The sequence below is a fragment of the Pseudomonas sp. GW823-FHT06E10 genome, assembly GCF_058794995.1.
This window is the reverse complement of the sequence record NZ_JBXAHJ010000016.1, coordinates 71,524-93,390: the sequence shown is the minus strand read 5'-3', so window position 1 is coordinate 93,390 and position 21,867 is coordinate 71,524. Positions and strand designations below refer to the sequence as shown.

Sequence of the window (21,867 nt, the reverse complement as noted above, 5' to 3'; positions counted from 1 at the left end):
GAGGCAGGTATCTATCGCTTCCCCTTCATGCAGACTACGGAAAGATATGCACCCCAAAGAACACCACATAGGGCAAGTATCAGCTCCGGATTGAAAACACTCTGATCGACCGGCGCCACCAGGATTTCGCTATAAAGACACATGGCGCCCGCGATCAACGCAATAAAGTAGCCTGTCCGGTTTCTAGTCCGGCGCAGCAACAGAACCTTTTTCAGACCCTCGTCTTTCCATTCCTGTCGGGGTATGAGTTGGATCTCCTCCAGCAGCACCACTCCCCACAGCAATGCGCATAACCAATAACCTATCATCATGACGCCCTCCAGTTTGAACATTGATTCAACATGAATGCAGCGTGCACTCCGCGCTCAACTTGCGAGTATCAATTCCGGAGTCTTTTCTGACTCGCGAAACTTGCTCTCATGCATATCCTGAAGGCCATGGCGGTACAAGACTTTGACGAAGACAACTCCATTGAGCGAACGAAAATTTGCCGAGAGGTAAATATGCTTGATTGGAACGGCTCCCGCTATCGACGTTAGCAGGACATCTTTGTGGAGATTTCGACCAAGAGCTTGTAGTGATTCCACTACAAACAGTCTGGTGCCCGGCTGCGTCGGATGGCAGGGCGATCTAAGTCAACAGGCCGTTTTCGAGTGCATAGCGGGCCAGTTTCGCGTTGCTGTCCATCCCTGTTTTTTCCAGGATGCGTGCCCGGTACGTCGTGACGGTACTCGGGCTCAAGTGCAATATCTGAGCGATGCGGACAATTCTCTCGCCTGCAGCGAGGAGCTTGAGTACTTCAAGCTCCCGGTCGGATAGCGCTTCGTGGGGCGCCGCGTCGCCTTTGCCGATAGCGTTGACCAGTTTTTCCGCCAGTTCAGGACTGACGTGCTTGCCACCTGAGGCCACCTTGCGAACTGCCGTAACCAGGGTGGCTGCGGAAATATCTTTGGTGAGGTAGCCCGCAGCGCCGAGCTTGATTGCGCGTAACGCATAGGCCTCGACCGAATGCATGCTCAGCATCAGAACGGCGAGCTTGGGCTTGTGCGCACGCATGAGTTTGAGGAGTTGGAGGCCGGTCTTGTCGGGAAGCTGAATATCCACCAGCGCCACGTCGAAATCCTGCTCCCGGACCAGGAGCATTGCGTCTTGTGCCGTCTCGGCTTCACCCGTTACGTCGATCTCGCCGGCAGTCTCCAGCATGCGTCGCACGCCACTGCGCACGATGCTGTGATCATCCACCAGCAAGACTCTGATTTTGTGGTCAATCATCTGTATTTTCCATTCGCACCCGCAAAGCCCCCGGCCGTATCGTGTCTCGACCTACAGATGATGTTGAACCCGCCGGCACAGTGGCGCGCGCCCATGCATTCCCACACCAGCCCTGCGGCCAGTGGCCAGCAAGCCATGGAATCTACTGCAGAGTTTGACGTTAGCAGGCACAGAGCACACTTGCACTTTTGCCTCAGGCGTTAGCGGCGCCTAAGCTCTTAGGATTGTCTGCACGCCCATGGGTAATGCCTTGCCCGTGGCATCAATTATGACTGGACAGAGGCATGGCCACAGTGACGACACCGATCGAAGTTTTCGACATGAAGACGTTGCTGGCAGCGCTGAAGTCGTTGCGCAAAGGTGACTTCACTACGCGTATGCCGGAAGACTGGACCGGCATGCCGGGCAAGATCGCTGACACGCTCAACGAGATCATCGACATGGCAGCCGACACCACCACCGAATTCGAACGCGTGGCGCGTCTGATCGGCAAGCAGGGCAAGGTCGATGAGCGTATCGAATTGCCGATGATGAAAGGCTCATGGCAAAAGATCGTCAACTCGAGCAATGCGCTCACCAGCGACCTCATCAGCCCGATGAACGAGATCATTCGCGTTGTCGGTTCGGTTGCCGAGGGTAATCTGAACCAGCAGGTACCGCCGGTACTCAACGGCCTGAGACTGCGGGGTCAGTTCCTCAAATCCGCCGAGATCGTGAACACCATGGTGACGCGACTGGGCTCCTTCGCTTCCGAGGTGACCCGCGTGGCGCGCGAAGTCGGCACTGAAGGGATTCTCGGTGGGCAGGCCAATGTCAAAGGGGTGTCCGGCACCTGGAAAGACCTGACTGACTCCGTCAACGACATGGCCGCCAATCTGACCACCCAGATGCGCAACATCGCTTACGTGACGACTGCGGTGGCCAAAGGCGATCTGGGCAAGACGATTACCGTCGAAGCCAAGGGTGAGATTCTCGAGCTGAAGAACACCATCAATACGATGGTCGGCCAGCTCTCGAGTTTCGCTGCGGAGGTGACCCGCGTGGCGCTGGAAGTCGGTACCGAAGGCAAGTTGGGCGGTCAGGCGGAAGTGCGCGACGTATCAGGCACCTGGCGCGACCTGACCGAATCGGTCAACGGCATGGCGGCCAACCTGACCACCCAGGTGCGCAACCTCGCACAGGTGACGACGGCGGTGGCGCGCGGCGACCTCGGCAAGAAAATTACGGTTGAAGCCAAGGGCGAGATTCTCGAACTGAAAAACACCATCAACACGATGGTCGACCAGCTCTCCAGCTTCGCCGCGGAGGTGACACGCGTCGCACTGGAAGTCGGAACCGAAGGCAAACTGGGCGGACAGGCCGAAGTGACCGGCGTGTCCGGTACCTGGAAGGACTTGACCAATTCGGTCAACGGCATGGCGGCCAACCTGACCACCCAGGTGCGCAACATTGCCGACGTGACGACGGCGGTGGCCAACGGCGACCTGTCACGCAAGATCACAGCCGAAGCGAAAGGAGAAATTCTCCAACTCAAGGAAACCATCAACACGATGGTGGACCAGCTCTCGACCTTTGCCGACGAAGTGACGCGCATGGCTCGCGAAGTGGGGACCGACGGCAAGCTCGGTGGCCAGGCCAAGGTGACAGGCGTCGGTGGAACCTGGAAAGATTTGACCGACTCGGTCAACAGTATGGCGGCCAACCTGACCAATCAGGTGCGCAACATCGCCGACGTGACGACGGCGGTGGCCAAAGGCGACCTGGGGCGCAAGATTACCGTGGAAGCCAAGGGCGAAATCATGGAGCTGAAGAACACCATCAACACCATGGTGGACCAGCTCAATAGCTTTGCCGCCGAAGTGACGCGGGTGGCGCGCGAAGTCGGCACCGAAGGAAAGCTCGGGGGACAGGCACAGGTGCAAGGCGTGTCCGGCACCTGGAGGGATCTGACCGAAAACGTGAACTTCATGGCCGCCAACCTGACCAGCCAGGTGCGAGGCATCGCGAAAGTGGTGACCGCGGTAGCCAACGGCGACATGAAGAAGAAACTGACACTGGAAGCCAAGGGTGAAATCGCCGAACTGGCCGACACCATCAACGGTATGACCGATACGCTGGCGCTGTTCTCCGATCAGGTGACCTCGGTGGCGCGTGAAGTGGGCGTCGAGGGCAAGCTGGGGGGCCAGGCCAACGTGCCGGGTGCTGCCGGCACCTGGCGCGATCTGACCGACAACGTGAACGGTCTGGCGGCCAACCTGACCAATCAGGTGCGCGCAATTGCCGATGTGGCGACTGCCGTGACCAAGGGCGATCTGACGCGTTACGTGGAGGTGGAAGCAAAGGGTGAAGTGGCGGAGCTGAAGGACAACGTCAACGAGATGATCCGCAACCTGCGGGAAACCACGCGGCAAAACGCGGAGCAGGATTGGCTCAAGAGCAATCTGGCGAAATTCAACCGTCTGCTGCAGGGCCAGCGCGATCTGGCGGCAGTCTCCAAGATGGTGCTGTCTGAACTGGCTCCGCTGATCAACGCCCAGCACGGTGTGTTCTACATGATGAACGAGAGCCCGCCCGATCCTGCGAAACTCAAGCTACTGTCCGCTTATGCGTACAAGGGAAACATCAATGTGAACGATGAGTGGCGGCTCGGCGAGGGCTTGGTCGGGCAATGCGCTTATGAGAAGCGGCGCATCCTGCTGACCGATGTACCCGCAGATTACGTCGCGATTTCATCCGGACTGGGTGCCGCCGCCCCGCTGAACATCATCGTGTTGCCGATCCTGTTCGAGAACAAGGTCAAGGCCGTCGTCGAAATGGCTTCGTTCACGCGCTACAGCATCATTCATCAAACCTTCCTTGATCAGCTTGCTGAATCGATTGGTATCGTGCTCAACACGATCGAAGCCAATATGCGTACCGAAGAACTGCTCAAGCAGTCGCAATCGCTGGCGCAGGAGCTGCAAAAGCAACAAGAAGAATTGAGACAGACCAACGAGGAACTGGGGGACAAGGCTGGACTGCTGGCGGAGCAGAAAGCCGAAGTCGAGCGCAAGAACCGCGAAGTCGAAATCACCAAGCTATCGCTGGAGGAGAAGGCGGAGCAACTGACGCTGACCTCGAAGTACAAGTCCGAATTCCTCTCCAGTATGTCCCATGAGCTCAGAACGCCATTGAACAGCTTGCTGATCCTGGCCCGCCAGCTCAGCGACAACGCGGAACACAATCTCACTCCCAGGCAGGTCGAATATGCCAAGACCATCCGTAGCGCGGGCAAGGATCTGCTGGAGCTGATCGACGAGATTCTCTATCTGTCCAAGATCGAGTCGGGTACGGTCACACTGGATCTGAATGAAGCGCTGTTCGCCGATCTGCACGACCAGATCGAACGCACCTTCCGGCCGGTCGCCGAAAGCCGGGGCCTCTCCTTCACGATTGAACTGGCGACTACCCTGCCCCCCGTCATCCGGACCGACGAAAAGCGCCTGCTGCAGGTGGTCAAGAACCTGCTGTCCAACGCCTTCAAGTTCACTGAACAAGGCAGCGTCAAGATCAGCATCGCGCCCGCTGTGTCCGGGTGGAGCGTGGATAACAGCGAATTGAATCGTGCCGATGCGGTGGTCGCCTTCGTGGTCACCGACACCGGCATTGGCGTCTCGGCCGGCAAGCAGAAGCTGATCTTCGAAGCGTTCCAGCAGGGAGATACCGGAACCTCACGAAAATACGGCGGCACCGGCCTCGGCCTGTCGATCAGCCGCGAGCTCGCACACCGGCTGGGCGGTGAGCTGCGACTGATCCCCGCTGAGGTCGGCAAGGGCAGTACTTTCGCGCTGTACGTGCCCTTGCGTACACAGGATGCCCAGGGTCAGACGCTAGACGAATCAGCGACAGAGGCAGTACCTGGCCAGGTCAAACGCGACCTCATGTCAAACCCGACCGCACAGGTACTGGACGACCGAGAGTCTGTCCAACCCGGGGATAAAGTGCTGCTGATGCTCGAGGGCGACGCCCGATTCGCCAGCATTCTGCTCGAGGCCGCGCACCAGAAGGGGTTCAGGGCTATCGTCACGACCCGTGGCGCGGATGCACTGGAGCTTGTCGAGCGCTTCAAACCCGCCGCGATCACGCTGGACCCGGGCCTGACGGACATCGATGGCTGGTCGCTGCTCGAGCAGTTGAAGCGCAATTTCGCCACGCGTCACATCCCGGTCCAGATCATCTCGATCGCTGACGACCACACCCGTGGGCTGCGCTATGGCGCTTTCGACTATCTGCTCAAGCCGGTCACAGCCGACGAGATTCAAAATGCGCTGGCCGCCATCGTGGCATTCGCTCGGCGCAAGACCCGGGACCTGCTGCTCATCGACGGCGACGAAGGGAACCGCGCCCGCATCCTCGATCTGCTCGATAACACCGACGTGAAGATCACAGCGACCGACAGCGGCGCTGACGCCATGAAGAAACTGGCAAAGAAACGCTACGACTGCATGGCAATCAATCTCAAACTGCCCGACGCATCCGGCATCAGGTTTCTCGAGGCGTTGCAGGAAGACCACGCCATGCGTGAATTGCCGATCGTCGTCTATGGTGCACAGACGCTGACCAAACCGGAACACGAGCGTTTCAGGACACTGCTCGGCAAGAGCGTCATCAAGGCCGTTCAGTCCCCCGAGCGCATACTCGACGAAACCGCTCTGTTTCTACACCGTGTCGTCGCCAGGCTGTCGCAGACCCAGCGCAGAATGCTGGAAAAACTCTATGAGGGTTCGGACAGTCTCGAGGGTAAAAAGGCCCTGGTGGTCGACGATGACGTGCGCAATATTTTTGCCCTGACCAGCGTGCTTGAGAGCAACAAAATGTTGGTGGCCACGGCCGAAAACGGCCGAACCGCCATTGAACTGCTGCAGCAGCAGCCCGATACCGACATCGTGCTGATGGACATCATGATGCCCGAGATGGATGGCTTTGAAACCATGCGCCAGATCCGTACATTCAAAAGATTTGAAGCCCTGCCCATGATTGCGCTGACGGCCAAGGCGATGATGGGTGACCGTGAAAAGTGCATCGAGGCAGGCGCCTCGGACTATGTCAGCAAGCCGGTGGATACCGACCAGCTACTGTCACTGATGCGCAAATGGCTCTATCGATGATTCTGTGCCGCGCTGATTGCGCGACAGCAAAGGTGGCAAAGTGCGCAAGGCCGGCTCGACTCTACCGGTGTTGCCGTAACGGCAAGAGGCGCTAGCGCAAACCGAAGTGGCATAAATATGCAGCAGGAACCCCCGGTATTCAATGAGAGAACCCAGGTGCGGCACCCGCTCCCGCCTGATGGCGTGCCAGCATCCGTGTTGCTGGTGGATGACAATCCCGCCAAGCTCACGGCGCTCGCCGCGGTGATTGCCGACATGGGCCTCGATATTGCCACGGCGACTTCCGGACGCGAGGCGCTGCGCCTGCTATTGCAGCGCGACTTCGCCGTCATTCTGCTCGACGTGAAAATGCCAGTGATGGACGGTTTTGAAACCGCTGCACTCATTCACGGCCGCCCGAAGTCGGCCCACACGCCCATTATCTTCGTCACGGCGGAGGCCGACACCGATTCCGAGCGTTTCCGCGGTTATACGGCCGGCGCAGTCGATTACATCTTCTCGCCGATTGTGGCCGAGGTTCTTCGCGCCAAGATCCAGGTGTTTGTCGACCTGTTCTACTTGCAGCGCAAACTGACAATGCAGGCCGAAGAATTGCTGCAATCGAAGCTGCAGCTGCGTGAACTGGCCTCCTATCAGGAGCACATCAAGGAAGAAGAGCGAAAGCGGATCGCACGGGACATCCATGACGAGCTGGGGCAGAGTCTGCTGGCGTTGCGAATCGATGTCTCCATGTTGCAGACGCGCACCAGTACCATGCACCCCAAGCTCAATGAAAAGGCCAGCGATGCTCTGAATCACCTCGATACAGCCATCCGCAGTGTCCGCAGTATCATCAATGATCTTCGGCCACCCGTACTCGATCTGGGATTGCAGGCAGCGATCGAGTGGCAACTTGAAGAGTTCCGGCAGCGCAGCGCGATCGATTGCACGATGTCGGCGAAAGACGAAAACTTCCGTTGCGATCTGAATGAAAAATCCGCCACCACTCTGTTCCGCATCGTGCAGGAATCGCTGTCGAATATTGCCCGGCACGCGCAAGCGACACAGGTGCATATCGAACTCTCCAGGGAGGGTCGCCGGCTTTACCTGCAGATCAAAGACAACGGCGTAGGCATGACGGATCGCAAAAAACTGAACTCGTTCGGGTTGGTGGGGATGAAGGAACGCATCAGCATGCTGGGCGGGGAGTTCACGATCGACAGCGCACCGGACAAAGGAACGAGATTAACGATATCGCTGCCCCTCGACTGACCCGGCTGGCATCAACACCAGAACAACCACACTGCAGCCCTGCCATACTGTTCAACATGACCAGTGCAACTTTCCGCTTCTACGAGGAGCTCAACGATTTCCTGCCGGCCGAACGGCGGCGGCAACCCTTCACCTGTGAGTGCGCGCAAGGGGCGACGGTCAAGCACATGATCGAGGCGCTCGGGATACCGCACACCGAGGTCGAACTGGTGCTGCTCAACGGCGAGTCGGTGGGCCTGGAGCGGGTGATCCTCGACAATGACCGGCTGGCGGTGTATCCCAAGTTCGAAGCGCTGGACATCAGCCCGCTGCTCAAGGTTCGTGCGCAACCTTTACGGGTGCTGCGTTTCGTCGCGGATGCGCACCTTGGCGGGCTGGCCAGCCTGCTGCGCATGAGCGGCTTCGACACCCTCTACGACAATGGCTTCGAGGATAGCGAGATCGCCGAGATCGCTGCGCAGCAAGGACGCATCGTGCTGACCCGCGACCGCGAACTGCTCAAGCGGCGAATCATCAGCCACGGCTGTTATGTGCATGCCCTGAAACCGTCGCTGCAGCTGCGCGAATTGTACGAGCGCCTCGACCTGGCGCGTAGTGCGCGGCCATTCAGCCTGTGCCTGCATTGCAACCTGCCGCTGCACGAGATCAGCCTGGAACTGGCCCGGACGCAGGTACCGCCACGCATTGGCGTCCTCTATTCGCACTTCCTGCGCTGCGACGCCTGCCAACGGGTTTACTGGGAGGGCTCGCACTGGCGCGGTATGTGCGCATTGCTGGCACCGCTGCTGAATCGATAGCCGCCAGTCCTTGGCGGGCAAAATAACAAAATTGCCATGTGCTCCCTTCGTTCCTTCTTGCGTCGCACTGTTCATTGCCCGTTCCCGTACGTCTGGAGTTTTCCCAATGCCCTCGCCTCATTCCTTGCCCGCTGCGCTGCTGGGCCTGGCCCTTGTTTATCCGGCCATGACCGAGGCTCAGGGCCTGGAGCTGGGACAAGTGCTGATTGGCGCTGAGGACCAGAGCGACGAAGACCAGGGGATCGAGGACGCCAGGGCCCGGCTGGCCCAGGTGCCCGGCGGCACCAACGTGGTCGACATGCGCCGTCCGTTGCAGGGCCGCGTGGCCAGCAATCAGGATGTGCTGGCTTACCAGCCGGGGATCTATGCCCAGTCGGCGGGCAACGAAGGGGTGAAGATTTCGATCCGCGGATCGGGGATCAACCGTGCACCGGGCGCCCACGCCTCCGGGCTGTACACCATGCTCGACGGTCTGCCGCTGACCGGCCCCGGCGGCACGCCCTATGAATTGCTGGAACCGCTGTGGCTCGACCATGTGCAAGTGCTGCGCGGCGCCAACGGATTCGACCGGGGCGCCCTGGCTCTGGGCGGTGCCATCGATTACGTCAGCCATACCGGCTACAACGCGCCGAAGTTGCAGGTACGCTACGCAACGGGCAGTCACGGCTATCAGCAGCGCCAGGTCAGCTCCGGACAGGTGCTCGGCGCCTTCGATTACTACGTGGCCATGACCGACGCCAACGCCGGCGGCTATCAGGACCACACGGCCAGCGAGAGCCAGGGTGTCATCGCCAACTTCGGCTATCGCTTCAACCCCAATCTGGAAACACGCTTCTACCTGCGTCACCGCCAGACCGACAACGATCTCGCGGGACGGGTGACCAAACACTCCATCGAGCACAACCCACGGGCGGCCAACCCGGCCTACGTGGCGCGGGACGACCGCCGCGACGAGCCGGGCAGCACCTTTATCGGCAACAAGACCACCTGGTACATCGATGACAATTCGAGCATCCAGACCGGCCTTGTCTACCACGACTATCCCATGGACCTGAGCGAGGGCCCCAACCGCCTGAAGGTGGCGTACACGGATGTCAGCGGCACGTTCGACTACAAGCGTCGCGACACGCTCTGGGGGCTGGAAAGCCAAAGCACCCTGGGTCTGCGAGTGACCAAACACCTGCCCAACGCCGGTGCCAGCGAGTTCGTGCGCATCCCCACCGGCAACACCGCCGGTTACGCACCGGGCACGCTGATTCGCAACTTCACCTACCAGGGCTCGGACACGGTCCTGCATGTCGGCAATGACCTGGAGATCGCCGACGACCTGTGGCTGACCACCGGCCTCGCCGCGATCTACACCCGCCGTGAAAGCGCTGTCACCTACCCGCAGGAAGGTGGCAAGACCAGCCTGCACGACTGGGACTACGCCCCGCGCGTGGGCCTGCGCTACCAACTGACACCGGACCTGCAACTGTTCGGCAATCTCAGCCGCTCGGTCGAGGCGCCACATCCGTGGTCGCTGATCTATAGCTCGAACATCCGATTCCCCGCCGGCAGTGGCGTCGCCACGGGCGCCCAGCGCGAACCGGTCACGCTGCAAAACCAGACCGCCACCACCCTGGAAATCGGCGGCCGTGGCGACAGCACGCTGGGGCAGTGGAGCCTGGCCTGGTACTACGCCCAGGTGCGCCACGAATTGCTTTCGGTGCTGCCGGACGCCAACGCCACCACGCCCTACGAGCTCAATGCCAGCCCGACCGTGCACCAGGGCGTGGAAGCCAGCCTGCTGACCCCCCTCTGGTCGCCGGACGATGGCGGCCAATTGAGCCTGCGCCAGAGCTATACCTTCAGTGATTTCCACTACCGCGACGATGAGCGCTTCGGCGACAACCGCCTGCCGGGTCTGCCGATGCACTATTACCAGGGCGAACTGCGCTACGACTGGCCACAAGGCTTCTTCGCCGCGGTCAACACGCAATGGGTGTCGAAGGTGGCAGTCGATTACGCCAACAGCTACTACGCCGATCCCTATGCCATATTCGGCGCGACCTTGGGCTACAACGCGCCCAAGGGCGACTGGCAGACCTGGCTGGACCTGCGCAACCTGACCGACAAGCACTATGCCGCCACGGTCACGCCGGGCTACGACGACAAAGGGCTGGACGCGGCACGATCCACCCCCGGCGAGGGCATGGCAATGTACATCGGGGTGTCGTGGAGCCTGCTCTGAGGCCGTTTACCTCACTTCGTAAACGCACACAACCGCGCGCGACGACTAAGCTTTTGTAACGTCACTTCGTCCCTCAAGGAGCTATCCATGAGCGCCGCCGCCCTGTCCGAACTCGATGCCGCCCTGCCCGGCCTGACCCGCAAGATCCGCGTGCTGGATGCCCTGTCCTGGCCGGACGGTGTCGAGGAAGACTTCCTGGCGAAATGGCGCGGCGGGCGGGCCGAGTTACCCAAGGTCCAGTTGCAACCCCGCGACCACAGCGCCGACATCGCCGCCCTGGAAACCTTTATCCGCCGTTGCGATGTGGGGCATCCGGCCGGCAATTACCTGGCCATGACCGCCCGTAGCTATGCCACGGCCGGGCACATGCTGGGAGCCATCGGTACTCCCGCCTTTACGCAGTATTCATCCGCCCTGTACCGGCGCCCGGATTTCTATTACACACGCCTGCAACTGAGCATGCTTGACGCGGCCCGGTTCTTCCTCAAGACCACCGACGCCCTGCTGGGCAATGCGCGGATTCCACCCTGCCCGGCGGAGATCCCGGCCAAGGCGTTCGCCGCCTGGATTCAACCGGAACTGGACAGATTCTTCGGCGTCGGACAAATCACGGTCGTGCTCGATCCGAACCTGGCCGCCAAGGCCATCGCCGGATCGAGCCGCATTCGCCTGCGGGCCAGCGCGCTGTTCTCGGAACTGGACAAGCATCAGCTGTTGCAACACGAGGCGTTCGTGCATGTCGCCACGGCACAGAACGGCGCGCGCCAGCCCAACCTCACGAGCCTGGGCCTGGGGGCGCCCCGCACCACCCAGACCCAGGAAGGCATTGCCACCCTGGCCGAACTGTTCACCGGCAGCATGGACATCAACCGTCTGCGGCGCCTGGCCCTGCGCGTGCTCGCCGTCCAGCAGGCGCTGGAGGGTGCGGATTTCATCCAGGTGTTCGAAGGCTTTCTGGCGGCCGGACAGACAGAAGAGGAATCCTTCCGCTCAACCCAACGGGTGTTCCGCGGTGCCGACCTGCGGGGCGGCTCGGCGTTCACCAAGGACGCCGCCTACCTGACCGGGTTGCTCGGCGTCCACACCCTGCTGCGCATTGCTATCCGCGATAACCGGCCGGAACTGATCGGGCATCTGTTTGCAGGGCGCCTCAGCCTGGCTGACACCGTGCGCCTGGCGCCCCTGTTCGAGTCTGGCTGGCTCAAGGGGCCGGTCTATCTTCCGGCCTGGGCCAGCGACCTGCGCCTGCTGGCCGCCAACCTGGCCTTCTCGGCGTTCATCGCCCAGATCAAGCTGGAGGTGCTGGACCTGGATGTGTTCATGGCATTCGCCGAAGAACACGAAAGCGATGCCAGTGCACATTGACCAGGAACAGGATCACACCGTTTGAAAGTCAACCTGGCTTTTTAAAATCAACTGCTACCATTAGGAAGCGGTGTCGAGGTCAGGCTCTGTGGCTTGCAAAGTCGGCTTCACCTGCCAGGGATTGATCCACTCATTTCAAGCCTGCCTGACCCCATGGGGGGTGCAATGCACAATCCATTACTTTACGCGTTGTCGGCCGTACTGTTCTTGAGCGGATCGTCCTGCCTGGCACTGGGTACGGAGGGGATCGCTGCAGCACCGGCCCCGGTTCCGGCACCTGCCGCAGCCCCCGCACCGGCAAGCACAGCCAATGCAGCGCCCGTCGCCCCGGTGGCCAAGGATCCGGTATTCACCCAGGAACAACTGGATCAGATGCTGGCGCCCATTGCGCTTTACCCGGACCCACTGTTTGCACAGGTGCTGATGGCCACCACCTACCCCGGGGAAGTCGGCGAGGCGGTCAACTGGTCCAAAGCGCACCCGGACGCCAAGGGTGACGACGCGGTCAAACAGGTGGCGAACCAGCCCTGGGATCCGAGCGTGCAGGCACTGGTTGCCTTCCCGCAGGTTCTGGCATTGCTCGGACAGGATCCCGTCTGGGTCCAGCGCCTGGGCGATGCCTTCCTGGCGCAGCCCGACGATGTCATGGAAAGCGCGCAACGCTTGCGGCGCCAGGCACAGGCAGCCGGCAATCTGCAGAGCAACCAGTATCAGAACGTGACGATCCAGAATGTCGCGGCACCGGCACCGGCGACCACGACTGCGGCACCGGCTCCAGCCCCTGAATCGGCCCCCGCCAGCAACTCCACCATCATCATTCAGCCTGCCGATCCGCAGGTGGTGTACGTCCCCACCTATAACCCGACCACCACCTACGGCACCTGGCCCTATCCGGCGTCGCCGCCCGCGTACTATCCACCGCCACCGGCCTATTACCCTGGTCAGGCCCTGATGGCCGGACTCGCGTTTGGTGCCGGAGTGGCGATCATTGGATCGTTGTGGGGTGAATGTGACTGGGGCAATAACGACATCGACATCGACGTCAATCGCTACAACAACATCAATGCCAACAACCGGATCACCAACAACAAATGGCAACACAACCCGGTGCACCGTAATGGCGTGCCCTATCGAGACAACGCAAGCCGCGCACAGTACGGCCGCCAACTCAACGGTGCCAACCAGCGTGAAGCCTATCGCGGGGACAATGCCCAACGCGCCCAGGCCCGTGAAAATGCCCGCACCTCAATGGACAGGCACGGTATCGAACGACCTGCCACCAGCAACCGCGAAGCCCGTGATCAAACACGCAAACTCCAGTCCGGGGCCTCGGGCGGCGACCGGTTACAGGCCGGTGCAGACAGACCGAAGGCGGCGGACAGAAGCCAGGGCACGGCCAGGAACACCCGGGAGAACCAGCAACCCAGGAGAGAGACCCAGCAACCCAGGAACCAGAGCGCCCAGTTGAATCAGCGCAGAGAAGGCTCCGCGCAGACGCGGCAAGCGACGAATAAACGGCCTGCCGCCAGTGCCGGCAGTGCCCGCAACAATGCGTTCGCCGGCGCACGCTCACCGTCCCAGGCCAACGTCCAGGCCAATCGTGGCCGGGCCAGCCAGGTTTCCGCCCAACGCCCCAGTGCTTCGCGATCAGCCGGCCACCAGGTCAGCCGGCCGTCCAATCCACCATCGCGTCAAAGGGGGGGCCGTCGTTGAACAACCATCCTCGATTGAAGGGACTCACGGGCTTGCTCCCTCATGTCCTGGTTATAGCCACCGGCTTGTTGTGGTCGTGCATGGCGACGGCACAGCAGGCCTTTCCAACCCCGGAAAAGGCCGCGGAAGCCTTTGTCGAAGCACTGGGCACGGAACACGCCGACCAGGCACGCCTGACCGAACTGCTGGGCAATGACTGGCACAATTACATCCCCCGCGAAGGCGTGCAGCGCAAAGATGTGGATGCGTTCTTGCAGCAGTACCGCGAGCAACACCACTTTGAAAACACCAGTGACCGCAAGGCTGTCCTGGCGGTCGGCAGTGAGAACTGGACACTGCCTATCCCCCTTACAAAGAACGAGAACGGTTGGCGCTTCGACATGAAGGCCGGCAGTGCAGAGATCCGTGCACGTCAAATCGGCCGCAATGAACTTGCCGCGGTGCAATCGGTGCTGGCCTATCACGACGCCCAGATGGACTATGCGTCAGTGGATCGGGACGATGATGGCGCACTCGAGTATGCGCAGAAAATCTTCAGCACCCCCGGCATGCACGATGGACTCTATTGGGCCGAAGACGACAGCGGCCAGATCAGCCCGCTGGGGCCTTCGTTCGGCAAAGCCATTGCCGACGAAGAGTGGCATGGCTACCGCTTCCGCATCCTTCATGGCCAGGGTCCTTCGGCACCGGGTGGCGCCTACAGCTACCTCATCGGTGACAAGATGAGCCGCGGCTTTGCGCTGATCGCCTGGCCGGCAAAGTACAACGACACCGGTGTGATGAGTTTCATGATCAGTCATGAAGGACAGGTATTCGAAAAAGACCTGGGGCCCGAAGGTGAAAAACTGGCGCTGGCGATGAAGCGCTTTGATCCGGATGACAGCTGGAAAGAGGTACCTGAAGATCAGGAGTAGCAGGCGTGACCTGCTACAAGCCTTCAGAATGGTTGAACGCAGTTATCTGATCGACAGGACGAATCGATCTTCGCCCCCCGTGTTGTCGTTGCAGGAGGGTTGCTCAAGCTTGAATCCGCACCGATCCAGGACTTTTCTGGAGCCGGCGTTCTCCCTGAAGGCATACGCAACCAGTTGCGCAAGTCCCCAGCGTATCCGGGCCTCCTGGATCAGGTGCCTCAGCGCCCGTGTTGCCAGCCCCTGCCCGCACACGCGTTGATCGATCCGATAGCCGACTTCGGCAGAACCCGACGATGAGTCGATGCTTTTCAGATTGGCTCGACCGACGATTCTCTGACTGGAATCCTCGATGACAAAGGGGTGCCAGGCGCCGATGGCGAAATCGGACAAATAGCTTTCGATATGATCGGCGACACCCTGCAACGAGTAAAAAGCAGGGTCGCGCGCATCGATATGGGATTCGAACCATTCACGGTTCTGGATTTCGAAAGCCAGCAACGCTTGAGCATCCGTCATTTTCAGCTCGCGTACGCTAAATGATTCCATTCACCGCCTCTCCTGTGCCTTGTGCCGAATGGGCTCGAGTCTATCTCATACCTGAACAACCTGTTCGGGCCGAGCCTTCCCTTCGCGAGCCCGAGCGGCTTGCACAATACATATGGAAAATCGTATATTCGAATAACCATATGTATCGAGCCACGCCAATGCTCAATCCTGCTGCCGTATTCAAATGTCTGTCCGACGAAACCCGCGCCCGGGCCACTTTGCTCATCACTCGTGAAGGCGAGTTATGCGTGTGTGAGCTGGTCTGCGCCCTGGACGACAGTCAGCCCAAAATTTCCCGCCACCTTGCCCAGCTTCGCGGCTGTGGCCTGCTTCTCGACCGTCGCCAGGGGCAGTGGGTGTATTACCGGCTCAATCCCGATCTGCCCGCGTGGGTTCGCGACGTTCTCGAGACAACCTTGCTGGCAAACGCCGACTGGCTTGCGGACGACAGCACTCGTCTTGCCGCGATGGGCGACCGTCCACTCAACACTTCCGCCTGCTGCTGACCCTTCATTCATCGAGACTCCGCATGTTTACTGCGTTTATCATTTTCCTGCTCACCATGGTGTTGGTCATCTGGCAACCCAAGGGCCTTGGCGTCGGTTGGAGCGCCGCCCTGGGAGCCATCCTGGCCCTGCTGGCAGGCGTCGTGACGCTGGACGATATTCCACTGGTGTGGGCCATTGTCTGGAACGCCACCGCGACCTTCATCTCGCTCATCATCATCAGTCTGCTGCTCGATGAGGCCGGGTTTTTCCAGTGGGCGGCATTGCATGTGGCGCGCTGGGCCAAGGGTGACGGGCGGCGCCTGTTCGTCTTCACGATTCTGCTGGGGGCCGGCGTATCCGCGCTGTTTGCCAACGACGGTGCAGCCCTGATCCTGACCCCCATCGTTGTTTCAATACTGCTCGCACTGCGTTTTTCGCCAGCCTCTACCCTGGCGTTCGTCATGGCGGCCGGTTTCATTGCCGACACGGCGAGCCTGCCCCTGGTGGTGTCCAACCTCGTCAACATCGTTTCGGCCGACTACTTCGACCTGGGCTTCAGCGAGTACGCGGCCATCATGGTGCCGGTCAATTTCGTTGCCGTGGCGACCACGCTCGTGGTGCTGTACTGGTTTTTCCGGCATGACATCCCCAGGGACTACTCTCTCGATGACGTGATGGACCCGCGACGCGCCGTGCGTGATCCCCTGACCTTCCGCGTCGGCTGGATTGTCCTGACCCTGTTGCTGATCGGGCTGTTTGCTCTGGAACCCTTGGGCATTCCCATCAGTGCCATTGCAGCGGTCTGTGCCGCGATGCTGTTCGCCGTGGCTGCGCGTGGGCATGTGATTTCAACGCGACGGGTGCTGCGCGAGGCGCCCTGGCAGGTCGTGATCTTTTCGCTGGGCATGTACCTGGTGGTGTACGGGCTGAAAAACGCCGGACTGACCACCTACATGACCATGGCGCTGAACCACATGGCCGAATTCGGCATCTGGGGCGCCGCGCTGGGCACTGGCCTGCTCACGGCGTTACTGTCATCGGCCATGAACAACATGCCCACGGTGCTGGTGGGTGCCCTGTCGATTCAGGCCAGTGACGCCACCGGTGTGGTGCGTGAAGCCATGATCTACGCCAATGTCATCGGTTCTGACCTCGGTCCCAAAATCACCCCCATCGGCAGTCTTGCCACCTTGCTCTGGCTGCATGTGCTGGAGCGCAAAGGCATCCGCATTACCTGGGGTTACTACTTCAAGGTCGGCGTGGTCCTGACGCTGCCGATTCTGTTCATCACCTTGTCTGCCCTGGCCCTGCGCCTGAGCGTTTAGCCCTGTGCGACTGCAAAGAGGAATCACCATGCGCGTTCTGTTTATGTGTACCGCCAATAGCTGTCGCAGCATCCTGTCCGAAGCCATGTTCAACCATCTCGCCCCGCAAGGTTTCGAGGCGATCAGTGCCGGCAGCTTCCCCAAGGGACAGGTGCTGCCCCGCAGCCTGAGCACGTTGCAAGAAGCCGGCATCGCCATCGACGGCTTGAGCAGCAAAGGCAATGAGGCTTTCGAAGCCAACCCGCCGGACATCGTCATCACGGTCTGCGACAAGGCCGCTGGTGAGGCGTGCCCCGTGTACTTCGGGCCGGCGTTGAAAGCTCATTGGGGCCTGGAAGACCCATCGGACATAAAGGGAGATGACGCGACGGTATCGGCGGCGTTCCACTCGACCCTGGCGCGCATCGAAACGCGCTGCCGGGCATTCCTCGACCTGCCTTTTGCACAACTCGACCGCGATGCGCTGAAGCGGGAACTCGACCGCATCGGCACGCTATGACCGGAGCCCCCATGACTCATCCCCTGCCCAATCTCGACACATCACTGACCCAGCCCATCGACAGTGGGCGCGACGACCAGCACAAACCGCGCATCCTGTTGCTATACGGTTCGACTCGTGCGCGGTCGTTCAGTCGCCTGCTGGTCGAGGAAGCAGCCCGGTTGCTCGAACACTTCGGTGCCGAGACACGGATCTTCAACCCGTCAGGCCTGCCGCTACCGGACGACGCGCCCTCCGATCACCCGAAAGTCCAGGAGCTGCTCGAACTGATGCAATGGTCCGAAGGACAGGTCTGGTGCTCGCCAGAGCGCCACGGCTCCATGTCTGCGGTGTTCAAGGCGCAAATCGACTGGGTGCCATTGGCGTTGGGGGCCGTTCGCCCAACCCAAGGGAAAACCCTCGCGGTCATGCAAGTCTGCGGCGGTTCCCAGTCCTTCAATGTGGTGAATCAGCTTCGTGTGCTGGGGCGCTGGATGCGCATGTTCACCATCCCCAATCAATCCTCCGTGCCAAAGGCTTTTCTGGAGTTTGACGACACCAATCGCATGAAACCCTCGTCGTTGTACGACAGGGTGGTGGACGTCATGGAGGAACTGGTGAAATTTACCCTGCTGCTACGGGATCGCCCCGATCTGGTTGATCGCTACTCGGAACGCAAAGAGTCCGCGCAGGAACTGAGTCAGCGCGTGAATCAGCGGGCGATCTGACTGTAGAAATGTTCGCCTTGGCTCGATAGCCGAAAAAAGTCGCAAACCCCACGATGCTTCGGGTTTGCGACTCTTTGCCGATACGTCCCTCAAGCTCCCGGGACGTTTTCTACGGTATGCCTGCCGTGTTCATTGCCGAACGTGCAGGTCTAGTTCTCTACCTCAACCGCGTCGAAATCCGGTTCGTCCGGGGCGTCCGCCATATCCTCTCGGACGTCTTTCGCCTCAACTTTGGCAGCTTCTCTGGCTGCGTTCGCCTCGGCTTTGGCGGCGTCCCTGGCAGCATCCGCGGTAGCCCGGGCAGCATCCCTGGCGGCATCTGCTTCAGCCTTGGCGGCGTCCCTCGCTGCATCTGCAGTGGCCCGGGCAGCGTCCCTGGCTGCATCCGCTTCTGCGCGCGGTACGCCAGCCGCTCTTGCGGCATCCCGGGCGGCATCTGCTTCAGCCCTGGCGGCATCCCGTGCGGCATCGGCAGTGGCTTTTGCCGCATCACGGGCGGCATCCGCAGTCGCTCTGGCGGTGTCCCGGGCTGCATTGGCATCAGCTCTGGCAGCGTCCCTGGCTGCATCGGCGGCATCGTTGTCATGGGCATTGCCCGGGCCTTTGTTCCCGGCTACACCACCATGGTCAGCGTCGCCGCGCCCCGGACCTCCATGACCGTCACCGTCATGGCCTGCAGCACCATGATCGCCACCCTCTCCTCCATGGCCGCCGGCACCGTGACCGCCACCGCCACCGCCACCGCCGGAGCCACCGCCGTGACCTCCACCGCCTCCACCGCTGCCGCCATCCTTGGCATACACGCTGGAGAAACTACCGATGTAATCGGGCACCAGGACAGTCGAAGCCGACAGGACTCCGCCGATTGCCAGAGCCAATAAACATTTCTTGAGCAGCATGATGCACCTCCGCATGGAGTTGCGTACCCATCTCCGTATCGAACGCAATGTCCAGTGAGTTCCCGGCCGCCCGTTGGAGCAGCCGGCCAACCGGCACGGCCATCAATCTGCAGCATGAACGAGCTACTGCGGTATCCGCACGATCCCTGAAAGCCAGTTGGCATCGTTGCGTGGGAAACATTCCCATATTTTTTGGATAAGTGCTTTCAGCCCGAGTTCAAAAAATGAGCATCAGGGCTTACCCATGGGTTGAGCAAAAACGTCTACCGGGCCCAATGGAGCATCGTCGCGATCAAAACTGATATGTTTATTTTCAGTTTATTTGCATATAGAATTTTATTGTGTCATTTATAGGCTCGCCGATCACAGGACTGATCCACCACGCCAACCTGGATGGCGGGCACCCGTTTCCCCCAAATGCCTTCCAAGGAGTCAACAATATGAACAAGACAGAACTTCTAGGTGCTCTGGCGCTATGCGCTTTCAGCTTCCTGGCACATGCCGACGAAGACAGCCTGCGTATCGGTATCGAAGCCGCCTACCCACCCTTCTCCTTCAAGACACCAGAGGGCAACGTCAGCGGGTTCGATTACGACATCGGCAACGCCTTGTGCGAAGAAATGAAGGTCAAGTGCGAGTGGGTCATTCAGGAGTTCGACGGCATGATCCCGTCGCTCAAAGTGCGCAAGATCGATGCCGTGCTGTCGTCGATGTCAATCACCGAAGACCGGATGAAGTCCGTGGACTTCAGCAAAAAGTACTACCACACACCGGGCAAGTTCGCGATGAAGGCCGGCAACGTGATCAATGATCCTTTGGTGGACCTCAAGGGCAAGAAAGTCGGCGTGCAACGCTCCTCGACTTACGATCGTTTTGCCACCGAGCAACTGGAAAAAGCCGGCGTCGTCGTGGTGCGCTACTCCTCACAAAATGAAGCCTTTCTCGATCTCGCCTCGGGTCGTCTGGACGCCACCCTCGCCGACATCGTCAACACCGATGAGAGCTTCATCAAAACACCGGCTGGCCAGGGCTTCACCCTCACAGGGCCCGACATCAACGACCCGAAGTATTTTGGCCGTGGCGCCGGGATCGCCGTGCGCAAAGGCGACAGTGCCAACGTTGCGCGCCTGAGTGCCGCGATCGACGCCATTCGCGCCAACGGCAAGTACCAGCAAGTGATGGCCAGGTACTTCGCGTTCGATATCTACGGCAAGTAAGCCTTACCCATAGCCCCGGTGCCGGCCTATTGCAGGCGCCGATTCGGGCTTGTCTTGCGCGCCTCGCGGCGCTCGCTTGAGGAACTTCATCATGCTTCACGGCTACGGATCGAGCATTCTCGATGGCGCCTGGCTGACCATAAACCTGGCCCTGACTTCCATGTCCCTGGCGATTGCCCTGGGCCTGGTCGGCGCGGCCTTTCGCCTGTCACCGCTCAAATGGCTGGCCCTGCTCGGGGAAAGTTACACCACCCTGATTCGCGGCATTCCAGACCTGGTGCTGATCCTGCTGATCTTCTACGGCGGCCAGGATCTGGTGAACCGCATTGCCCTGGCGCTCGGTTACACCCGCTATATCGACATCAACCCCTTTATCGCCGGCGTCTGCACCATGGGCTTCATTTTTGGCGCCTACCTCTCGGAAACCTTTCGCGGCGCCTTCATGGCAATCCCCAAAGGTCAGGCCGAAGCCGGCGTGGCCTATGGCATGGGCGGTGCGCAGGTGTTCTGGCGAATTCTGGTACCGCAGATGATTCGTTTCGCCATTCCCGGGTTCACCAACAATTGGCTGGTACTGACCAAGTCCACCGCGCTGATCTCGGTGATCGGCTTGCAGGACATGATGTTCAAAGCCAAGAACGCAGCGGATGCCACACACGAGCCATTCACGTTTTTCCTCGCGGTGGCGGCGCTGTACCTGATGCTCACCAGCCTGTCATTGCTGGTGCTGCGCTATCTGGAAAAACACTACTCGGTCGGCATCAAAGCCGCCGAATTGTGAGGGGAGCCGCCCATGATTCTCGACTACAACCTGATTTGGGAAAACCTGCCGCTGTACTTCAATGGCGCCTTGTTGACCCTCAAAGTCCTGCTTATTTCCCTGGCCCTGGGCCTGGTATTGGCGATTCCACTGGCGTTGATGCGGGTGTCGCGATCACCGCTGATCAACTTCCCGGCCTGGCTCTATACCTACGTGATTCGCGGCACGCCGATGCTGGTGCAATTGTTCCTGATCTATTACGGCCTGGCGCAGTTCGAAGCAGTGCGCCAAAGCGCGCTCTGGCCTTACCTCTCCAGCGCCACCTTTTGCGCCTGCCTGGCCTTCGCGATCAACACCAGTGCCTACAGCGCAGAGCTGCTGGCCGGCAGTTTGAAATCCACCCCCCATGGCGAGATCGAAGCCGCCAGGGCCATGGGCATGTCACGCCTGACCCTGTATCGCCGCATTCTCATGCCGTCGGCCTTGCGCCGGGCATTGCCGCAGTACAGCAACGAGGTGCTGATGATGCTGCAAACCACCAGCCTGGCCTCCATCGTCACCCTCGTCGACATCACCGGGGCCGCGCGTACTGTCAGCTCACGGTTCTATCTACCGTTCGAGGCGTTTATCACCGCCGGCCTCTTCTACCTCGCCCTGACCTTCATTCTGGTGCGCCTGTTCAAGCTGGCCGAGCGCCATTGGCTGGCGTATCTGGCACCGCGCAAGCACTAAGG

At 60.4% G+C, this 21,867-nt stretch carries 18 protein-coding genes; 14 read left to right on the top strand and 4 right to left on the bottom strand.

Annotation, left to right across the window (positions count from 1 at the left end):
* Positions 1–11 precede the first annotated feature (11 nt).
* Both AC1Q6Y_RS23180 and AC1Q6Y_RS23175 read right to left on the bottom strand, forming a co-directional pair.
* Positions 12–311 (bottom strand): hypothetical protein, encoded by a 300-nt coding sequence (locus tag AC1Q6Y_RS23180; RefSeq protein ID WP_150813722.1) that lies wholly within the window; start codon positions 309–311, stop codon positions 12–14.
* Between the two features lie 319 nt (positions 312–630).
* On the bottom strand, positions 631–1,272 hold the full coding sequence (locus tag AC1Q6Y_RS23175) for a response regulator (RefSeq protein WP_057715341.1): 642 nt from the start codon (positions 1,270–1,272) through the stop codon (positions 631–633).
* 284 nt (positions 1,273–1,556) lie between these two features.
* On the opposite strand from AC1Q6Y_RS23175, the gene AC1Q6Y_RS23170 reads away from it, so the two are divergent.
* The 7 genes from AC1Q6Y_RS23170 (at position 1,557) to AC1Q6Y_RS23140 (ending at position 14,692) form a co-directional block, all read left to right on the top strand.
* Positions 1,557–6,419, top strand: coding sequence for a HAMP domain-containing protein (locus AC1Q6Y_RS23170; RefSeq protein WP_492625233.1), 4,863 nt, complete (start codon positions 1,557–1,559; stop codon positions 6,417–6,419).
* A 117-nt stretch (positions 6,420–6,536) separates the two neighbouring features.
* A complete protein-coding gene (locus AC1Q6Y_RS23165) occupies positions 6,537–7,670 on the top strand; it encodes an ATP-binding response regulator (protein WP_090454854.1) in 1,134 nt (377 codons plus the stop codon).
* A gap of 56 nt (positions 7,671–7,726) precedes the next feature.
* A complete protein-coding gene (locus AC1Q6Y_RS23160; protein WP_057715344.1) occupies positions 7,727–8,467 on the top strand; it encodes a Mut7-C RNAse domain-containing protein in 741 nt (246 codons plus the stop codon).
* Between the two features lie 106 nt (positions 8,468–8,573).
* On the top strand, positions 8,574–10,700 hold the full coding sequence (locus tag AC1Q6Y_RS23155; protein ID WP_492625232.1) for a TonB-dependent receptor family protein: 2,127 nt from the start codon (positions 8,574–8,576) through the stop codon (positions 10,698–10,700).
* Positions 10,701–10,787: 87 nt separating this feature from the next.
* Complete coding sequence (locus AC1Q6Y_RS23150; protein WP_492625231.1) at positions 10,788–12,065, top strand: peptidase MATCAP family protein; 1,278 nt, start codon at positions 10,788–10,790, stop codon at positions 12,063–12,065.
* Positions 12,066–12,230: 165 nt separating this feature from the next.
* Entirely contained in the window at positions 12,231–13,778 is a 1,548-nt protein-coding gene (locus tag AC1Q6Y_RS23145; protein ID WP_492625230.1) for a DUF3300 domain-containing protein, read from the top strand.
* Between the two features lie 80 nt (positions 13,779–13,858).
* Positions 13,859–14,692, top strand: coding sequence for a DUF2950 domain-containing protein (locus AC1Q6Y_RS23140; protein ID WP_218498396.1), 834 nt, complete (start codon positions 13,859–13,861; stop codon positions 14,690–14,692).
* Positions 14,693–14,734: 42 nt separating this feature from the next.
* Here the strand turns inward: AC1Q6Y_RS23140 and AC1Q6Y_RS23135 are convergent, their stop codons facing one another.
* On the bottom strand, positions 14,735–15,238 hold the full coding sequence (locus AC1Q6Y_RS23135; RefSeq protein WP_492625229.1) for a GNAT family N-acetyltransferase: 504 nt from the start codon (positions 15,236–15,238) through the stop codon (positions 14,735–14,737).
* A gap of 158 nt (positions 15,239–15,396) precedes the next feature.
* Between AC1Q6Y_RS23135 and AC1Q6Y_RS23130 the strand changes: the two genes are divergently transcribed.
* Genes AC1Q6Y_RS23130 through arsH form a run of 4 tightly spaced genes read left to right on the top strand, consistent with a single transcriptional unit; the run spans position 15,397 to position 18,257 of the window.
* On the top strand, positions 15,397–15,744 hold the full coding sequence (locus tag AC1Q6Y_RS23130) for a metalloregulator ArsR/SmtB family transcription factor (RefSeq protein ID WP_090454848.1): 348 nt from the start codon (positions 15,397–15,399) through the stop codon (positions 15,742–15,744).
* A 23-nt stretch (positions 15,745–15,767) separates the two neighbouring features.
* A complete protein-coding gene (locus AC1Q6Y_RS23125; RefSeq protein WP_492625228.1) occupies positions 15,768–17,051 on the top strand; it encodes an arsenic transporter in 1,284 nt (427 codons plus the stop codon).
* 28 nt (positions 17,052–17,079) lie between these two features.
* Positions 17,080–17,550, top strand: a complete 471-nt coding sequence (locus AC1Q6Y_RS23120; RefSeq protein WP_090454846.1) for an arsenate reductase ArsC — start codon at positions 17,080–17,082, stop codon at positions 17,548–17,550.
* Positions 17,551–17,561: 11 nt separating this feature from the next.
* Positions 17,562–18,257, top strand: coding sequence for an arsenical resistance protein ArsH (arsH, locus tag AC1Q6Y_RS23115; protein WP_102669998.1), 696 nt, complete (start codon positions 17,562–17,564; stop codon positions 18,255–18,257).
* 149 nt (positions 18,258–18,406) lie between these two features.
* Here the strand turns inward: arsH and AC1Q6Y_RS23110 are convergent, their stop codons facing one another.
* Positions 18,407–19,156 carry a hypothetical protein gene (locus AC1Q6Y_RS23110; RefSeq protein WP_492625227.1) on the bottom strand — a complete coding sequence of 250 codons (750 nt, stop codon included), beginning with the start codon at positions 19,154–19,156 and terminating at the stop codon, positions 18,407–18,409.
* Between the two features lie 440 nt (positions 19,157–19,596).
* Here AC1Q6Y_RS23110 and AC1Q6Y_RS23105 point away from each other — a divergent pair, with 440 nt between their 5' ends.
* The 3 genes from AC1Q6Y_RS23105 to AC1Q6Y_RS23095 all read left to right on the top strand — a co-directional run bounded on the left by AC1Q6Y_RS23105 (position 19,597) and on the right by AC1Q6Y_RS23095 (position 21,865).
* Positions 19,597–20,373: an ABC transporter substrate-binding protein gene (locus AC1Q6Y_RS23105; RefSeq protein ID WP_150814841.1), complete on the top strand. Its 777-nt coding sequence runs from the start codon at positions 19,597–19,599 to the stop codon at positions 20,371–20,373.
* A gap of 91 nt (positions 20,374–20,464) precedes the next feature.
* Positions 20,465–21,154: an ABC transporter permease gene (locus tag AC1Q6Y_RS23100; RefSeq protein ID WP_057715357.1), complete on the top strand. Its 690-nt coding sequence runs from the start codon at positions 20,465–20,467 to the stop codon at positions 21,152–21,154.
* Between the two features lie 12 nt (positions 21,155–21,166).
* On the top strand, positions 21,167–21,865 hold the full coding sequence (locus tag AC1Q6Y_RS23095; RefSeq protein WP_057715358.1) for an ABC transporter permease: 699 nt from the start codon (positions 21,167–21,169) through the stop codon (positions 21,863–21,865).
* Positions 21,866–21,867: the final 2 nt, after the last annotated feature.

What these genes read in the sequence shown, in the direction of transcription:
- AC1Q6Y_RS23180 (WP_150813722.1), bottom strand. Translation starts at nt 311, where the DNA reads ATGATGATAGGTTATTGGTTATGCGCATTGCTGTGGGGAGTGGTGCTG.
- AC1Q6Y_RS23175 (WP_057715341.1), bottom strand. Translation starts at nt 1,272, where the DNA reads ATGATTGACCACAAAATCAGAGTCTTGCTGGTGGATGATCACAGCATC.
- AC1Q6Y_RS23170 (WP_492625233.1), top strand. Translation starts at nt 1,557, where the DNA reads ATGGCCACAGTGACGACACCGATCGAAGTTTTCGACATGAAGACGTTG.
- AC1Q6Y_RS23165 (WP_090454854.1), top strand. Translation starts at nt 6,537, where the DNA reads ATGCAGCAGGAACCCCCGGTATTCAATGAGAGAACCCAGGTGCGGCAC.
- AC1Q6Y_RS23160 (WP_057715344.1), top strand. Translation starts at nt 7,727, where the DNA reads ATGACCAGTGCAACTTTCCGCTTCTACGAGGAGCTCAACGATTTCCTG.
- AC1Q6Y_RS23155 (WP_492625232.1), top strand. Translation starts at nt 8,574, where the DNA reads ATGCCCTCGCCTCATTCCTTGCCCGCTGCGCTGCTGGGCCTGGCCCTT.
- AC1Q6Y_RS23150 (WP_492625231.1), top strand. Translation starts at nt 10,788, where the DNA reads ATGAGCGCCGCCGCCCTGTCCGAACTCGATGCCGCCCTGCCCGGCCTG.
- AC1Q6Y_RS23145 (WP_492625230.1), top strand. Translation starts at nt 12,231, where the DNA reads ATGCACAATCCATTACTTTACGCGTTGTCGGCCGTACTGTTCTTGAGC.
- AC1Q6Y_RS23140 (WP_218498396.1), top strand. Translation starts at nt 13,859, where the DNA reads ATGGCGACGGCACAGCAGGCCTTTCCAACCCCGGAAAAGGCCGCGGAA.
- AC1Q6Y_RS23135 (WP_492625229.1), bottom strand. Translation starts at nt 15,238, where the DNA reads ATGGAATCATTTAGCGTACGCGAGCTGAAAATGACGGATGCTCAAGCG.
- AC1Q6Y_RS23130 (WP_090454848.1), top strand. Translation starts at nt 15,397, where the DNA reads ATGCTCAATCCTGCTGCCGTATTCAAATGTCTGTCCGACGAAACCCGC.
- AC1Q6Y_RS23125 (WP_492625228.1), top strand. Translation starts at nt 15,768, where the DNA reads ATGTTTACTGCGTTTATCATTTTCCTGCTCACCATGGTGTTGGTCATC.
- AC1Q6Y_RS23120 (WP_090454846.1), top strand. Translation starts at nt 17,080, where the DNA reads ATGCGCGTTCTGTTTATGTGTACCGCCAATAGCTGTCGCAGCATCCTG.
- arsH (WP_102669998.1), top strand. Translation starts at nt 17,562, where the DNA reads ATGACTCATCCCCTGCCCAATCTCGACACATCACTGACCCAGCCCATC.
- AC1Q6Y_RS23110 (WP_492625227.1), bottom strand. Translation starts at nt 19,156, where the DNA reads ATGCTGCTCAAGAAATGTTTATTGGCTCTGGCAATCGGCGGAGTCCTG.
- AC1Q6Y_RS23105 (WP_150814841.1), top strand. Translation starts at nt 19,597, where the DNA reads ATGAACAAGACAGAACTTCTAGGTGCTCTGGCGCTATGCGCTTTCAGC.
- AC1Q6Y_RS23100 (WP_057715357.1), top strand. Translation starts at nt 20,465, where the DNA reads ATGCTTCACGGCTACGGATCGAGCATTCTCGATGGCGCCTGGCTGACC.
- AC1Q6Y_RS23095 (WP_057715358.1), top strand. Translation starts at nt 21,167, where the DNA reads ATGATTCTCGACTACAACCTGATTTGGGAAAACCTGCCGCTGTACTTC.